The organism is Modestobacter sp. VKM Ac-2979 (genome assembly GCF_026967995.1).
Classification (GTDB): domain Bacteria; phylum Actinomycetota; class Actinomycetes; order Mycobacteriales; family Geodermatophilaceae; genus Modestobacter.
On the sequence record NZ_JAPVBO010000002.1, the window covers coordinates 238,311 to 253,595 of the forward strand.

14 protein-coding genes are annotated in these 15,285 nt (G+C 72.2%); 9 read left to right on the plus strand and 5 right to left on the minus strand.

Translation table 11 applies throughout. From position 1 onward, the window contains the following. The first annotated feature begins 34 nt into the window (after positions 1-34). Positions 35-1,546: a CCA tRNA nucleotidyltransferase gene (locus O2W15_RS05690; protein ID WP_269178704.1), complete on the plus strand. Its 1,512-nt coding sequence runs from the start codon at positions 35-37 to the stop codon at positions 1,544-1,546. Here O2W15_RS05690 and O2W15_RS05695 read toward each other — a convergent pair whose 3' ends face one another. Next, entirely contained in the window at positions 1,547-2,872 is a 1,326-nt protein-coding gene (locus tag O2W15_RS05695) for an MFS transporter (protein ID WP_269178705.1), read from the minus strand. 109 nt (positions 2,873-2,981) lie between these two features. Here O2W15_RS05695 and O2W15_RS05700 point away from each other — a divergent pair, with 109 nt between their 5' ends. Further along, positions 2,982-3,653 (plus strand): YqgE/AlgH family protein, encoded by a 672-nt coding sequence (locus O2W15_RS05700; protein ID WP_269178706.1) that lies wholly within the window; start codon positions 2,982-2,984, stop codon positions 3,651-3,653. 132 nt (positions 3,654-3,785) lie between these two features. Here O2W15_RS05700 and O2W15_RS05705 read toward each other — a convergent pair whose 3' ends face one another. The 3 genes from O2W15_RS05705 to O2W15_RS05715 all read right to left on the minus strand — a co-directional run bounded on the left by O2W15_RS05705 (position 3,786) and on the right by O2W15_RS05715 (position 6,443). Continuing rightward, complete coding sequence (locus tag O2W15_RS05705; protein WP_269178707.1) at positions 3,786-4,550, minus strand: hypothetical protein; 765 nt, start codon at positions 4,548-4,550, stop codon at positions 3,786-3,788. A gap of 85 nt (positions 4,551-4,635) precedes the next feature. Continuing rightward, the gene (locus O2W15_RS05710; protein WP_269178708.1) at positions 4,636-5,715 is read right to left on the minus strand and encodes an inositol-3-phosphate synthase; all 1,080 of its coding nucleotides are present in this window, start codon (positions 5,713-5,715) and stop codon (positions 4,636-4,638) included. Positions 5,716-5,795: 80 nt separating this feature from the next. Then, a complete protein-coding gene (locus O2W15_RS05715; protein ID WP_269178709.1) occupies positions 5,796-6,443 on the minus strand; it encodes a PadR family transcriptional regulator in 648 nt (215 codons plus the stop codon). Positions 6,444-6,817: 374 nt separating this feature from the next. Between O2W15_RS05715 and O2W15_RS05720 the strand changes: the two genes are divergently transcribed. After that, positions 6,818-9,283, plus strand: coding sequence for a transglycosylase domain-containing protein (locus O2W15_RS05720; protein WP_269178710.1), 2,466 nt, complete (start codon positions 6,818-6,820; stop codon positions 9,281-9,283). A gap of 25 nt (positions 9,284-9,308) precedes the next feature. Continuing rightward, positions 9,309-10,826: a glycosyltransferase family 87 protein gene (locus O2W15_RS05725; RefSeq protein ID WP_269178711.1), complete on the plus strand. Its 1,518-nt coding sequence runs from the start codon at positions 9,309-9,311 to the stop codon at positions 10,824-10,826. On the opposite strand, the gene O2W15_RS05730 is transcribed toward O2W15_RS05725, so the two are convergent. Further along, positions 10,781-11,596, minus strand: a complete 816-nt coding sequence (locus O2W15_RS05730; RefSeq protein WP_269178712.1) for a deoxyribonuclease IV — start codon at positions 11,594-11,596, stop codon at positions 10,781-10,783. The genes O2W15_RS05725 and O2W15_RS05730 overlap by 46 nt on opposite strands. Before the next feature lie 171 nt (positions 11,597-11,767). Here O2W15_RS05730 and rpsF point away from each other — a divergent pair, with 171 nt between their 5' ends. The 5 genes from rpsF to dnaB all read left to right on the plus strand — a co-directional run bounded on the left by rpsF (position 11,768) and on the right by dnaB (position 15,283). Further along, positions 11,768-12,055 carry a 30S ribosomal protein S6 gene (gene rpsF / locus O2W15_RS05735; protein WP_036333081.1) on the plus strand — a complete coding sequence of 96 codons (288 nt, stop codon included), beginning with the start codon at positions 11,768-11,770 and terminating at the stop codon, positions 12,053-12,055. A 2-nt stretch (positions 12,056-12,057) separates the two neighbouring features. Continuing rightward, entirely contained in the window at positions 12,058-12,564 is a 507-nt protein-coding gene (locus O2W15_RS05740) for a single-stranded DNA-binding protein (protein WP_269157708.1), read from the plus strand. 99 nt (positions 12,565-12,663) lie between these two features. Then, positions 12,664-12,900: a 30S ribosomal protein S18 gene (gene rpsR, locus O2W15_RS05745; protein ID WP_036333041.1), complete on the plus strand. Its 237-nt coding sequence runs from the start codon at positions 12,664-12,666 to the stop codon at positions 12,898-12,900. Positions 12,901-12,911: 11 nt separating this feature from the next. After that, complete coding sequence (gene rplI / locus O2W15_RS05750; protein ID WP_269164127.1) at positions 12,912-13,358, plus strand: 50S ribosomal protein L9; 447 nt, start codon at positions 12,912-12,914, stop codon at positions 13,356-13,358. 554 nt (positions 13,359-13,912) lie between these two features. Then, complete coding sequence (gene dnaB / locus O2W15_RS05755) at positions 13,913-15,283, plus strand: replicative DNA helicase (RefSeq protein WP_269178713.1); 1,371 nt, start codon at positions 13,913-13,915, stop codon at positions 15,281-15,283. Positions 15,284-15,285 lie beyond the last annotated feature (2 nt).

Genomic DNA, 15,285 nt, shown 5'->3' on the forward strand with positions numbered 1-15,285 from the left:
GGTAGCGCGCGACACGGCACTACCCTCGACCGTCGTGTCAACCGAGCCGTCGCGTCGCGCCCCCTCCGGCCCGACCCCACCACCCCCGCCCGTCCCCGCGGCGGTGCAGCAGACGGTGCGCGAGCTCGTCGAGGTCTCCCCCGTGCTGGTCGCCCTCGGCGAACGGTTCTCCGCAGCCGGCCACGAGGTGCACCTCGTGGGCGGTTCGGTGCGCGATGCCCTGCTGGCGTCCGGGACGGGACGGCCGCTGCCCACCGGCGACCTGGACCTGACCACCGACGCCCGGCCGGAGCAGACCCTCGAGGTGCTCCGGGGCTGGGCCAGTTCCACGTGGAACACCGGCATCGCCTTCGGCACCGTCGGCGCCGAGGTGCGCGGTGAGCGGGTGGAGATCACCACCTTCCGCGCCGACCGCTACGACCGGGAGTCCCGCAACCCGGAGGTCGCCTGGGGCACCTCGCTCACCGACGACCTGGCCCGGCGCGACTTCACCGTCAACGCGATGGCGGTCTCGCTGGGCCCCGACCGCACGGTCACCGACCCCTTCGGCGGGCTGGGCGACCTGCTGGCCCGGCGGCTGCGCACCCCGGGCCGGGCGGTCGACTCCTTCGCCGACGACCCGCTCCGGATGCTGCGGGCGGTCCGGTTCGTCGCCCAGTTGGGCCTGACCCCGGACGACGAGGTGGTCGAGGCGATGACCGCCCTCGCCCCCGAGCTCGGCCGGATCACCGCCGAGCGGGTGCAGCACGAGTTCTCCCGCACGCTGCTCAACGACGCCCCCGGCCCGGCGCTGGACCTCTTCGTCTCCACCGGGCTGGCCGACGTCGTCCTGCCCGAGCTGTCCGCGCTGCGGATGGAGATCGACGAGCACCACCAGCACAAGGACGTCTACGTCCACTCGCTGACCGTGCTGGACCAGGCGATCGCGCTGGAGAAGGCCGACCCCGGAGCGCAGTCCCCCGACCTGGTGCTGCGGCTGGCGGCGCTGCTGCACGACATCGGCAAGCCGGCCACCCGGCGGCACGAGGACCGCGGCCGGGTCTCCTTCCACCACCACGAGGTCGTCGGCGCCAAGCTGGTGCGCAAGCGGCTGCTCGCGCTGAAGTACCCGAAGGACGTCGTCGAGGCGGTCTCCCGGCTGACCTTCCTGCACCTGCGCTTCCACGGGTACGGCCGCGGTGAGTGGACCGACTCCGCCGTCCGCCGGTACGTCACCGACGCCGGTGACCTGCTGCCGCAGCTGCACAAGCTGGTCCGCTCCGACTGCACCACCCGCAACCGGCGGCGGGCGGCAGCGCTGTCGGCGACCTACGACTCGCTCGAGGAGCGGATCCAGGTGCTCTCGGAGGAGGAGAACCTCTCCCGGATCCGGCCGGACCTGGACGGCAACCGGATCATGGAGCTGCTGGAGATCCCGCCGGGCCGCGAGGTCGGCGAGGCCTGGCGCTTCCTCAAGGACCTGCGCCTGGAGCGAGGGCCGCTGGAGCCCGAGGAGGCCGAGGCCGAGCTGCTCGCCTGGTGGCGGGCCCGCGACCAGGGCAGCTGACTACGGGGTGAGCGACACCCGCAGGGCGAGCGGGGCGTCGTCGGTGCGCCGGGCCTCGGCGCGGGCCCAGCGGCTGAACGCCACGGCGGTGAGCAGGTAGCCGGCGGCGATGCCGACCAGCAGCACCCAGCTGACGCCGGACGCCGGCATCAGGAACGCCCCGGCCAGCAGCGCCGCCACGAAGGTGGCGTTGAACAGGGTGTCGTAGACGGAGAAGACCCGGCCGCGGAAGTCGTCGTCCACCGCCTCCTGGAGCGTGGTGTCGACACAGATCTTGATGCCCTGGGCGACGAACCCCAGGACGAGGACGGCGGCCACGATGGCCGCCGGCCGGAACAGCCCGCCCAGCACCAGCTGGCCGGTGCCGCCGAGCACCAGCAGCCCGACCACCCAGGCGGCCTTGCCCCACCGGCGCACCGCCCACGGCGTCACCGCGGCCGCCAGCAGGGTGCCGGCGGCGCCGGCCGCGAGCACCTGGCCCAGCCCGGCCAGCCCGCCCGGGAAGAGCCCGGTGTCGCCGGCGAAGGAGTTGCGGTAGAGCAGCAGCGTCATGAGGGTCAGCAGCCCGTACATCAGCCGGTGCACCGCCATCACCGACAGGATGGCCGTCGCCGGTGGGTGCGCCAGCATGTGCCGCGCGCCGGCCACCATCCCGTGCAGCACGTCGCGAGCGCTGACCGTGGCGGCCAGGCTGAGGTGGTCGGGGCCGAGGTGGCCGCGCGGGAAGCGGGAGACGACGGCGGAGGCCACCAGGTAGGGCACCGCCGAGGCCAGGGCCAGGCCGGCGTAGCCGCCGCTGCCGGAGCCGATGATCGCGGTCGCGCCGATGGCGACCCCGCCGCCCAGCACGCCGGCCACCGCCCCGGACGTCGTCGACAGCGCGTTCGCCGAGACCAGCGAGGGTGCGTCGGTGGTGTGCGGCAGCCCGGCGGAGAGCGCAGAGAGCACGAAACGGTTGACCGAGAACACCAGCAGCCCGGCGACGTAGAACCCGATCCCCTGGATCCCGGCCAGGATGAGCGCAGCGACCGCGACCACGAGGACCGCGCGGACCACGTTGGCGACCAGCAGCACCTGCCGACGGCTCCAGCGGTCCAGCCACACCCCGGCGAACGGACCGACCAGCGAGTACGGCAGCAGCAGCACGGCGAACCCGGCCGCGACGTCGATGGGGTTGGTGGCCTGCTGGGGGTTGAACAGCACCGTGCCGGCCAGCGCGGCCTGGAAGACGCCGTCGCCGAACTGCGAGGACAGCCGGGTGGCCAGCAGGCGGCGGAAGTCGGCGCGCAGCAACAGATGACGCACGGTGGTGGGCGCCTGCTGCATCCCAGCCACACTACGTCGCCGGTGGCCGGGCGGCAGCCGAGGTCGGGCGGTCAGGAGGCAGGCCGATGGGCCACCCCTCCGGCTCGTCCCTGATGCACACTGGGAGGCGATGAACCCGGTGCCCTCGTCACCCGACCCCGAACGTCGTCCCGCCGCCGGCCAGGCTGCGGGGCGGGGCCGGCGTACCGGCGTACCGGCCCTGTCGGTCGGCTCGCTGGACGACGTCCGGCCGGGATCCCTGCTGGTCGCGATGCCGGCCCTGACCGACCCCACCTTCGCCGGGGCGGTCGTCTACGTCCTGGACCACGCCGACACCGGCACCATCGGCGTCGTGCTCGGCCGGCCCAGCGAGGTCCGGATCGGCGACGTGCTGCCGGGGTGGTCGGAGCTGGCCGTGGAGCCGGGCGTCTTCCACGTCGGCGGGCCCTGCGAGGCCGACACCGCCCTGTGCCTGGCCACCCGCCGGGGCAGCACGCCGCTGCCGGACGACAGCGGGCTCCGTGAGGTCGCCGGCGCGGTGCACCTGGTCGACCTGGACAGCGACCCGGCGGAGCTGGACGGCGAGATCGGCGGTCTGCGGGTGTTCGCCGGGTACGCCGGGTGGTCGGCCGGGCAGCTGGCCGGCGAGCTGGCCGAGGGCGCCTGGGCCTGCGTCACCGGGATCCCCGCCGACGTGCTGACCGGCGCGTCCGGGCCGGAGCTGTGGCGGTCGGTGCTGCGCCGCCAGTCGGGCCGGCTGGCCGTGCTCTCCACCGCCCCGGCGGACCCCTCCGCCAACTGAACCGGCTCCTGGGCCGCTATGACCGCGTGTCGACTCCCGGATCCGGTCGCGGCCTGGTAGGAAGGGGACCGCAGGAGGGGGCGACCTGGGGAAGAGGCCGCCCCCTCCTGCTCTGTCTTCAGCCCGGCGCGGCTACAGGCCTAGCGCCGCCGCGAGGTCCGGGTGCTCGGCGAGGCTCACCGTGTCGCTGTCGGCCGGGAGCGTGATCTCCCGCTCGCCGTGGTCGGCCAGGGTGATGGTGACGGGGACGTCCTGCAGCGTGGTGGAGTACTGCACCAGCAGCTCGCTCTCGGCGGCCACGGCGATCGTCGTCCCCGTCGGGTTCTGGAAGACCGAGGCCAGCTCCCCGTTGATCGACTGGCTGCCCGCCCAGGTGTAGCCCGCGAAGGACCGCGGGTCGTCGGCCGTCGGGGCGGCGAGCTTGGGCACCATCTGGACCAGCACGTCCAGCAGCGAGGCGGTTCCGCCGGCCTGCGTGGTGGTGATCGGGCGGCGCACGTAGGTGGCGGGCGGGAGGCCGGCCTCCTCCAGCGCCTCGGCCAGCCCGGGGACGTCGCCCTGCCAGAGGTCCTCACCGGTGAAGAAGAGGGTGCGGGTGTCCTCGGGGCGCCCGTCGGCGTAGCTGGTGACGGCCTGCGCCCGCCCGATCCCCTCGGCGAAGTCGATCTCGCCGGTGAGCGTGAGGACGGCGCCCTCGGCGTAGGGGGCGGTCACCTCGAAGTCGGCGCCGCCCTCCTCGAGGTCGGCGGCGAGCACCTGACCGAGGACCTCGGCCTCCTGGGTGGTCACCGGGTCGCCGGGGACGCGCTGGACAGTCTCGTCGTCCCCGCACCCGGCCAGCAGGGCCAGTGCCACCAGCAGGGAGGGCACGACCAGGGGCGGGCGACGCAGCTGCATGCCCCAACACTAGGAGCCGGGCCGGGCCCGGACGCGGAACGGCCCGCACCCGGTGAGGGGTGCGGGCCGTTCGGTGCTCCTGCTGTCAGCGCTCGATGTCGCCGCGGATGAAGGCCTCGACGGCGTCCCGGGCCTCGCTGTCGCTGTACTGCTCCGGCGGGCTCTTCATGAAGTAGGACGACGCGGACAGGATCGGCCCGCCGATGCCGCGGTCCAGGGCGATCTTCGCGGCCCGGACGGCGTCGATGATGATGCCGGCCGAGTTCGGGGAGTCCCAGACCTCGAGCTTGTACTCCAGGTTCAGCGGGACGTCGCCGAACGCGCGGCCCTCCAGGCGGACGTAGGCCCACTTGCGGTCCGAGAGCCACGGCACGTGGTCCGACGGGCCGATGTGCACGTTGCCCTTGCCCATGTCCCGGTCGACCTGGCTGGTGACCGACTGGGTCTTGGAGATCTTCTTGGACTCCAGGCGCTCCCGCTCGAGCATGTTCTTGAAGTCCATGTTGCCGCCGACGTTGAGCTGCATCGTGCGGTCCAGCTGCACGCCGCGGTCCTCGAACAGCTTGGCCAGCACCCGGTGGGTGATGGTGGCGCCGACCTGGCTCTTGATGTCGTCGCCGACGATCGGCACCCCGGCGGCGGTGAACTTGTCCGCCCACTCCTTGGTGCCGGCCAGGAAGACCGGCAGCGCGTTGACGAAGGCGACGCCGGCGTCGATCGCGGCCTGGGCGTAGTGCTCCGCGGCCTGCTGGGAGCCGACCGGGAGGTAGCACACGACGACGTCGGCGCCGGACTCCCGGAGCGCGGCGGCCATGTCGACCGGCTGTTCGTCGGACTCCTCGACGATCTCGCGGTAGTACTTGCCCAGCCCGTCGAGGGTGGTGCCGCGCTGCACGGTGACGCCCAGCGGCGGCACGTCAGCGATCTTGATGGTGTTGTTCTCGCTGGCGACGATCGCCTCGGAGAGGTCGCGGCCGACCTTCTTGGCGTCGACGTCGAACGCGGCGACGAACTCGACGTCGGAGACGTGGTAGTCGCCGAACCGGACGTGCATGAGGCCGGGGACCGACGCGGTCTCGTCGGCGTCCCGGTAGTACTCGACGCCCTGGACGAGCGACGCGGCGCAGTTGCCGACGCCGACGATGGCGACCTTGACCGATGCCATGGACTGACTCCCTCCGACGGACCCGAGCCGGGTCCGGACTGTGTGCGATGGGTGCGGTGCAGTGGTTCAGGTGGTGCAGCTCAGGTGGTGACGTCGTTCGGTGGTGAGGGCGGGGTGGGCGTCTGCGCTGGGGGGGTACGGGTGGGCGACTGCTCAGCCCGGGCCGCTTCGGCGCGTGCGTCGTCGCGTTCGCTGTCGATGAGCTCGGTGAGCCAGCGGACCTCGCGGTCGACCGAGTCCAGGCCGTGCCGCTGCAGCTCGAGGGTGTAGCGGTCGAGCTTCTCCTGGGTGCGGCGCAGCGAGTCCATGAGCCGGTCGCGCTGGCGCTCAACGGTGCGCCGGCGGCCCTCCAGGATGCGCAGCCGCACGTCGGCGGCGGTGTGCCGGAAGAAGGCGAGGTGGACGCCGAACCGGCCCTCGTCGTCGTAGGCCTCTGGACCGGTCTGGCTGACCAGGTCGGCGAAGCGCTCCTTGCCCTCGGCGGTGATCGCGTAGACGACCTTCCCGCGCCGGCCGGTGAGCGCCGGGGCGTCGGCGGGCAGCAGGGACCGCGGGGTCGGGTCGTCGCTGGCGATCAGGCCGGCCGCCTGCAGGCGCTTGAGCGCCGGGTAGAGCGAGCCGTAGGAGATCGACCGGAGCCCACCGAGGACGGCGGCCAGTTCCTTGCGGAGCTCGTAACCGTGCATCGGCGACTGCTGCAGCAGGCCCAGGATGGCGAACTCGAGCACGGCGCCACCTCCTGGTCTGCCGGCGTTCACCGGATCGATGTATCGGCACGATACATCTGAGCGCTGCACTGCGCGCAAGTCGGACAGCCAGTTGACGGGTGTCCCATCCGTCCCATGTCGACCTGTGGAGGAGGTCGTGAACCGCTGGTCAGTGCGTACATTGGCGGCCGTGCCCGGACGTCGTTCGGTGGTGGACCACGCACTGGGTCGCCGGGACGCGCACCACGCGAGGACCGCCGCCAGGCGTCGTCCCGCCCGGCTGAGCTGACGCGCTCCCAGCCGACACACAGCTGAAGACGCCACCCTGGGCGCGCAGGCACCGCGAGCAGTCCGGCGCCTGAGCACCCCACGACCTGCAGGAAGGGGCCCACCGCGTGCCTCCCCACGACGAGACCGCCCGCGTCACCCCCGGTGGCGGCGCGGTCCGCCGTCCCCCGCCGGCCCGGGCCCGCGCCGGCTCCGGCGGCAGTGGTGCCGGCGGCGTCCGCCGCCCACCGGCCGCCCGGGCCCGGACGACGGCGGCCCGTGACGGTGGGGGGCGTCCGGCGGCCCGGTCCGGTGGCGGCAGCGGTGGTGGCCGTCCCCCGGCGAAGCCGCCGACGGGCGGTCGGCGGCCCGGGGGCAGCAGCCGGCCGCCCGGTGGTGGCAAGAAGAAGGGTGCGAAGCCGAAGCGCCGGCGCTGGCTGAAGGTGCTCGCCGGGCTGTTCCTGAGCATGCTGGTGCTGCTCGGCGTCTTCGTCGGTGTCGTCTACGCCACGACCGAGGTGCCCACGCCGGAGTCGGTGCAGAACGACCAGACGACGGTCGTGTACTACGCCGACGGCGTCACCGAGATGGCCCGGCTGGGCAACGAGAACCGGACGAACGTCACCCTGGCGCAGATCTCCGAGCCGGCCCAGAACGCCATCCTGGCCGCGGAGAACCGGGCCTTCTACACCGACCCGGGCATCTCCTTCACCGGGATCGTGCGGGCGGCGTGGAACAACCTGACCGGTGGCTCGACCCAGGGTGGCTCCACCATCACCCAGCAGTACGTGAAGAACGCCTTCCTGACCTCCGACCAGACGTTCAGCCGGAAGTTCAAGGAGCTCTTCCTCGCCGTCAAGCTGGACAACGAGTACTCAAAGGAGCAGATCCTCGAGAACTACCTCAACACCATCTACTTCGGGCGCGGGGCGTACGGCATCGAGGCGGCGGCCAACACCTACTTCGGGGTGCCCGCCGCGCAGCTCACCCCCGAGCAGGGCGCGGTGCTCGCCGTGCTCATCCGGAACCCCAGCGCCAACGACCCGGAGACCAACCCGGAGGGCGCCAAGCAGCGCTGGGGCCCGGTCCTGGACGCGATGGTCGAGCAGGGCTGGCTGGACGCCGCGGCACGCGAGGCCGCGGCCTACCCGGCGGTGCTGCCCAACACCGGCAGCAGCTCCGGCATCCCGGAGGGCCCGCTGGGGCTGATCGTGCGCCAGGTCCTCGACGAGCTGGAGCGGCAGCCGTTCAGCTACTCGCGCGACGACATCTACTCCGCCGGTCTGCGGATCACCACGACCGTGGACAAGGCCAAGCAGGACGCCGCGGTCGCCGCGGTGAACGAGGTGATGGCCGGTGAGCCGCAGAACCTGCAGGAGGCACTGGTCGCGGTCGACCCGGCGACCGGCGGCGTGCTGGCCTACTACGGCAACGCGTTGAGCAGCAGCGAGGACCCGGCTGTCGACACCACCGACTACGCGCAGGCGCTCAAGCCGCCGGGCTCGTCGTTCAAGCCGTACACCCTCGCGGCCGCACTGGAGAACGGCTTCAGCGTCGGCACCCGTCGCGACGGCAGCTCGCCGCAGGAGTTCGAGGACCGGCCCGGGCTGCCGGTGGTCAACTCCGGCAACGCGCAGTGCGGCAACTGCACGCTCAAGGAGGCGATGACCAGGTCGCTGAACACCACGTACTACGGGCTCGCCTACGAGGTCGGCCCCGAGGTGGTCGCCGAGACGGCCCGGGAGATCGCCGGTCTCCCGGCGACGTGGGACCCGAACCAGGACGACCCCACGGTGCCCGAGGATTTGACCGGGTTCGAGACGCTCAGCATCCCGACGACCAACACCACCGGTGGCTCGATCGGCATCGGGGAGTACGCGGTCCGGCCGATCCAGCAGGCCGCCGGCTTCGCCACCTTCGCCGCCGGTGGGGTGCACCACGCGACGCACTTCGTCGCCTCGGTCGCCGACAGCGCCGGGACGGTGCTGGGCACGGGGACGACCGCCTCCACGCAGGCGATCTCGCCCGAGGTGGCGAACGACGTCACCTTCGCGTTGACCGATGTGGCCGAGAGCTCGGAGCTCGGGCTGGACGGCAACCGGCCGGTCGCGGCGAAGACCGGAACCCAGGGCCTGGACCGCACCGACAACTCCGACGCCTGGATGGTGGGGTACACGCCGTCGATCTCCACCGCGGTGTGGATCGGGGCGAAGGGCACCGAGGCCATCACGAACGCCCGGGGCAACATCATCTACGGGTCGGGGCTGCCGGGGGAGATCTGGCAGCAGTTCATGAACACCGTGCTCGAGGGCACGCCGGAGCAGCCACTGCCGTCGAAGGCGCTGATCGAGGGCAACCCCGGCAGGGGGATCCCGGAGCCGACGACGGAGGCCCCGGCCCCGACCACGAGCGAGGCGCCGGCGCCGGAGCCGGCACCGGTCACCAGGCAGGCTCCGGCCCCCAGCAGGGCGCCGAGCAGCAGTTCGGCTCCGGTCACCAGTGAGGCGCCCGTGGTGGAGGAGCCGGTCGCACCGACACCGGTCACCCCGGCCCCGTCGACGACGGCACCGTCCACCACGGCCCCGAACGGCTGATCGGGGCAGCAGGCAGACTGACCCGGTGAGTGCGACACCGACGGGCCCGTCCGTCCCGGCCGACCAGCCGGGGGGCGGGCCCGAGGTGTCTGCACCGCCGGGACCCGACCGCATCGTGCCGTCCTGGACCGACCCGGTGGCGATCCAGGCCAGCGAGGCGGTGGGCGGCCCCTGGGGTCGGCACGCCGTCACCGGGCGCGCCCGCTTCTGGACGCCGCTGCGGGTGAGCCTGCTGTTCACCGTGGTCGTGCTCGGGCTGGCTTGGGCCAAGCAGGCGCCGTGCGCCACCGGCAACTGGACGGGCAGCAAGCAGTACACCCACTTCTGCTACAACGACGCCGTCCCGCTGTTCTTCACCCACGGGATCGGCGACGGGCAGGTGCCCTACCTGGACTCCGCCGTCGAGTACCCGGTGCTCACCGGTGCGCTGATGCAGCTCGCCGCGGTGGTCGCGCGGGGCTGGGACGGGCTCGCGGCGGGCATCTCCACCGTGCCGGTGGCCAGCTTCTACGTCGTCACCTGTCTGCTGCTGTCGGCACTGGCGCTCCTGGTCACCCGTGGCGTCCTGGGTCTGGCCGGCCGCCGGCCCTGGGACGCCGCGATGGTCGCGCTGTCGCCGCTGCTGCTGGTGCACGCCTTCACCAACTGGGACCTGCTGGCCATCGCCCTGACCACCCTCGGCATGTGGGCCTGGGCGCGCCGGCACCCGGTGATCGCCGGCGTGCTGATCGGGCTGGGGGTCGCGGCGAAGCTGTACCCGGTGATCGTCCTCGGCGTGCTCTTCGTGCTGTGCCTGCGCGCCGGCCGGCTGCGGGCGTGGCTGTCGGCGATCGTGGCCGCCGGGTCGGCCTGGCTGGCGGTGAACCTGCCCGTCGCCCTCGTCGCGCCGGAGAACTGGGCCCGGTTCTTCACCTTCAGCGACGTCCGGCCGGCGAACCCGGAGAGCATCTGGGCGATCGCCCTGGACCTGACCGGCGACCGGATCCTGGACGGTCCGCTGGCCGAGGGGCAGACGCCGTCGGTGCTCAACACGACCGTCGCGGTGGTGTTGCTGCTGTCGGCCGCGGCCGTGGCCTGGCTGGCCCTGGCGGCCCCGCTGCGCCCGCGGCTGCCGCAGCTGGCGTTCCTGCTGGTCGCGGCCTTCCTGCTGCTGAACAAGGTGTGGAGCCCGCAGTTCTCGCTGTGGCTGCTGCCGCTGGCCGTGCTGGCCCGTCCGCGGTGGCGCTCGCTGCTGCTCTGGCAGGCGACCGAGGTGCTGGTCTGGATGACGACCATGCTCTACTACCTCGGGGCGGACGAGAACGGCCTGGACGTGGAGTGGTTCTACCTCGCCGTGGTGGTGCGCGACGTCGCCGTCCTCGTCCTGATGGCGCTGGTCGTGCGGGAGGTGTGGTCCCCGGACCGGGACCTGGTGCGGCGCAGCTGGCCGGGCACCGACGACCCCGCCGGCGGCGTCCTGGACCAGGCTCCCGACCGGTTCACGCTGCGGCGCAGGCCTCAGCCGGCGAGCGCTCCGCGCAGCAGGGTGATCTCCTCGGCGTGACCCGCGGTGTCCCCGGGGGTCTCCAGCACGACGGGAGCGCCGGCGGCGCGGGCCACGCCCACCAGCAGCTCCAGCGGGATCTCCCCGGCGGTCAGCGGCGCGTGCCGGTCGCGACCGGAGCCGGCGGGGTCACGGCTGTTGTTCAGGTGCACCAGGTCGATCCGCCCGGTGATCGCCCGGACGTCGTCCACCACCCGGGCGAGGTCCCAGCCCGCGGCCCAGGCGTGGCAGGTGTCCAGCACGAACCCCGCGCCGAACTCCCCCACGGCCTCCCACAACCGGGCGACGGCGTCGAGCTCGCGGGCCATCGCGTTGTCCCCGCCGGCGGTGTTCTCGATGAGCACCGGGACGCCGAAGCCGCCCTCGTCGGCCTGCCGGGCGAAGGTCTTGCGCCAGTTGTCGACGCCGGCCGCCGGGTCGTCCTTCGCCAGCACGTGCCCGCCGTGCACGACCATGCCCCGAGCGCCGACCGCGGCCGACGCCTGGGCGTGCTGGCCGAGCAGCTTGCGGCTGGGGATCCGGATCCGGTTGTTCGTCGAGGCGACGTTGAGCACGTAGGGGGCGTGCACGAACACGGCGACGTCGGAGCCGAGCAGCGCCTCGGCGTCCGGGCGCGGCTTCGGCGCCTTCCAGCCCTGGGGATCGGCGAGGAACACCTGCACCGCGTCGGCGTCCAGCTCGGCGGCGCGGGCCAGCGGGCCGCCGTCCAGCAGCTCGTTCTCCTCGGTCAGGCCCGGTCCGACGTGCACGCCGATCAGCTGCTCAGCCACCCGCAGGAGACTAGGCCTCCCGCTGCCCGGGCACAGCGGGTGGAACCCACTGGTAGCCTGGCCGGTGCGCGTCCTCTCCTGCTCCGTGCAGGTCCGGGCGCGCGACGCATGTACGACCCTCCTGCTGCAGACACCCTGCGGCCGCTGAGACCAGAGGAGGTGGGGTTCTCCGTGCGTAACTACGAACTGATGATCATCCTCGACCCTGAGCTCGAGGAGCGGACCATCGCTCCCAGCCTGGATCGTTTCCTGACCGTCGTCACCAACTCCGGTGGCACCGTCAAGACCGAGATCTGGGGCCGCCGCCGGCTGGCCTACGAGATCGACAAGAAGGCCGAGGGCATCTACGCCATCGTCGACATCCAGGCCGAGCCGGCCGCCGTCGCCGAGCTGGACCGTCAGCTGAACCTCAACGAGTCCATCCTGCGCACCAAGCTGATGCGCCCCGAGGCTCACTGACCATGGCCGGCGAGACCGTCATCACCGTCATCGGGAACCTGACGGCCGACCCGGAGCTGCGGTTCACCCCGTCCGGCGCCGCCGTCGCCAACTTCACCGTCGCCTCGACGCCCCGCACCTTCGACCGTCAGTCGCAGGAGTGGAAGGACGGCGAAGCGCTGTTCCTCCGCTGCAACGTCTGGCGTCAGGCGGCGGAGAACGTCGCCGAGTCGCTCACCCGCGGTTCGCGGGTCATCGTGTCGGGCCGGCTGAAGCAGCGGTCCTTCGACACGAAGGAAGGCGAGAAGCGCACCGTCATCGAGCTGGAGGTCGACGAGATCGGCCCCTCCCTGCGGTACGCCACCGCCAAGGTCACCCGCGCTGCGCGCAGCGAGGGTGGCGGCGGCGGGTTCGGCGGCGGCGGCGGCAACAGCGGTGGCAGCGGTGGCGGTGGTGGTGGCTTCTCCGGTGGCGGAGCGAGCGACCCCTGGTCCACCCCGCCGGCGTCGTCCGACGAACCGCCCTTCTGATGAAGGACCCCGTCGCCCCCCACACCACGCTCCGCGCGGCGTGGGGCCCTGTGACGGGGCCGACAAACTCCCTGTACTGATCTCTCAGGAGAACCCCAAGTGCCCAAGCCTCCCCCCCGCAAGATCAAGAAGAAGGTCTGCCAGTTCTGCAAGGACAAGGCGACCTACATCGACTACAAGGACACGACCCTGCTGCGGAAGTTCATCTCCGACCGCGGCAAGATCCGTGCCCGCCGCGTCAGCGGCAACTGCAGCCAGCACCAGCGTGACGTCGCCGTGGCCGTGAAGAACAGCCGCGAGATGGCACTGCTGCCCTACACCTCCACGGCGCGCTGATCATGAGCACCATGAAGCTGATCCTGACGCAGGAGGTCACCGGTCTCGGTTCCTCCGGCGACACCGTCGAGGTCAAGGGCGGTTACGCCCGCAACTACCTCCTGCCCCGCGGGCTGGCCATGCTGGCCACCCGTGGTGCCGAGAAGCAGGTCAACAGCCTGCGCCGGGCGCGCGCTGCCCGGGACGTGCGTTCGCTCGAGGAGGCCCAGGCGGTCGCCGGTCAGCTCTCGAAGCTGACCGTCACGCTGCCGGCCCGGTCCGGTGACGGTGGTCGCCTCTTCGGCCGCATCACCACCGCCGACGTCGCCGCCGCGGTGACCTCGGCCGGTGGCCCGGAGCTCGATCGTCGCCGGATCGAGCTGCCCAGCAGCATCAAGAGCCTCGGCACCCACACCGTCACGGTGCGGGTCCACCCGGAGGTCTCCGTGCCGGTGACCGTGGACGTCGTCGCCGGCTGATCCACAGCACTGTCCCCACGAGGGGCGTCGGACTCCGGTCCGGCGCCCCTCGTGGCGTTCCCGGGGTCTGCTGGGCGTCCTCCCGTGTCGACACGGGCGCCGTCCCGCCGTGGACGGCAGGTGAACGGCGCCCCCGACCCGTGCGGCACCGCGCAGCGCCGCCGAGCCTCGACGACGGCGTCCCCACCGCCGACCCGTTACGCGTGTGACCTGCGGGGATCTGCCGACACGCCCGGGCGGCGAGTTCTGCGACGAGTTCCCGGATTTCTCCTGTCCACACCCCGGGAGAGGCTCCGGCGCAGGTGACGAGGGGGTGGCGGGGACGCGACGTCCGCGGGTCCACCACGGTCTCCACACGGTGACCGCCTCTGTCCACCGACTTGTCCACAAGTTGTGCAGATCGGCGTGCACAGCGGTGTTGGACGCGCCCCCTCCCGGGTTCCTAACGTCACCCCCAGCTACCGCCGGGCACGAACTGTCGGCGCCCGGTGGTAGCTGTTGTCCGAACGCACGTTCGAACGGCAGCAGGAGCAGGGGACGAGGAGAACATCAGCGTGGCGGTCGTCGACGACATCAGCAGGCCGAGGGCCACGGCTCCGGAGTACGACCGGCAGCCCCCTCAGGACGTCGCTGCCGAGCAGTCGGTCCTGGGCGGCATGCTGATGAGCAAGGACGCGATCGCCGACGTGGTCGAGGTCCTGGCGGGCCCGGACTTCTACCGCCCGGCCCACCAGGTCGTCTTCGACGTCGTCCTCGACCTGTACGGCCGGGGTGAGCCCGCCGACGCGATCACCGTCGCCGCGGAGCTGAACCGCACCGACCAGCTGTCGAAGATGGGCGGCGCGGTCTACCTGCACACGCTCATCGCCTCCACCCCGACCGCGGCGAACGCCGGGTACTACGCGGCGATCGTCGCGGAGCAGGCGGTGCTGCGGCGGCTGGTCGAGGCCGGCACCCGGGTCGTCCAGCTCGGTTACGGCGCGGCCGGCGGGAAGGGCGACGTCGACGACATCGTCGACCGCGCCCAGCAGGAGATCTACGACGTCACCGAGAAGCGGATGAGCGAGGACTACTCCCGCCTCGCCGACGTCCTGCAGCCGACGATGGACGAGCTGGACGCCATCGCCTCCCGCGGTGGCACCGCGCGCGGCGTCCCCACCGGCATCCGCGACCTCGACGAGCTCACCAACGGCCTGCAGGCCGGCCAGATGGTGGTCATCGCCGCGCGCCCCGGTGTCGGCAAGAGCACGCTGGGGCTGGACATCGCCCGCTCGGCCACGGTGAAGCACCACATGCCGGCGGCGATCTTCTCGCTCGAGATGAGCAAGCACGAGATCACCATGCGTCTGCTGTCGGCCGAGGCGAAGGTGCCGCTGCACCACATGCGCGCCGGCACGCTGTCGGACGAGGACTGGTCGAAGCTGGCCCGCCGGATGGGTGAGATCGCCGACGCCCCGCTCTACATCGACGACTCCCCCAACATGACGATGATGGAGATCCGGGCCAAGGCGCGGCGGCTCAAGCAGCGCAACGACCTCAAGCTCATCGTCATCGACTACCTGCAGCTGATGACGTCGGGCAAGAAGGTGGAGAGCCGCCAGCAGGAGGTCTCGGAGTTCTCCCGTGCGCTGAAGCTGCTGGCCAAGGAGCTCGAGCTGCCGGTGATCGCGATGAGCCAGCTGAACCGTGGCTCGGAGCAGCGGCAGGACAAGAAGCCGATGCTCTCCGACCTCCGCGAGTCCGGCTCGATCGAGCAGGACGCCGACATGGTGATGATGATCCACCGCGAGGACATGTACGAGAAGGAGTCCCCGCGGGCCGGCGAGGCCGACATCATGCTGGTCAAGCACCGCAACGGCCCCACCGCGAACGTCACCGTCGCCTTCCAGGGCCACTACAGCCGCTTCGTCGACATGGCCAACTGATC

Coding starts and splice junctions, on each gene's coding strand:
- O2W15_RS05695 (WP_269178705.1), bottom strand. CDS start 2,872: ATGCAGCAGGCGCCCACCACCGTGCGTCATCTGTTGCTGCGCGCCGAC.
- O2W15_RS05700 (WP_269178706.1), top strand. CDS start 2,982: ATGAACCCGGTGCCCTCGTCACCCGACCCCGAACGTCGTCCCGCCGCC.
- O2W15_RS05705 (WP_269178707.1), bottom strand. CDS start 4,550: ATGCAGCTGCGTCGCCCGCCCCTGGTCGTGCCCTCCCTGCTGGTGGCA.
- O2W15_RS05710 (WP_269178708.1), bottom strand. CDS start 5,715: ATGGCATCGGTCAAGGTCGCCATCGTCGGCGTCGGCAACTGCGCCGCG.
- O2W15_RS05740 (WP_269157708.1), top strand. CDS start 12,058: ATGGCCGGCGAGACCGTCATCACCGTCATCGGGAACCTGACGGCCGAC.
- rplI (WP_269164127.1), top strand. CDS start 12,912: ATGAAGCTGATCCTGACGCAGGAGGTCACCGGTCTCGGTTCCTCCGGC.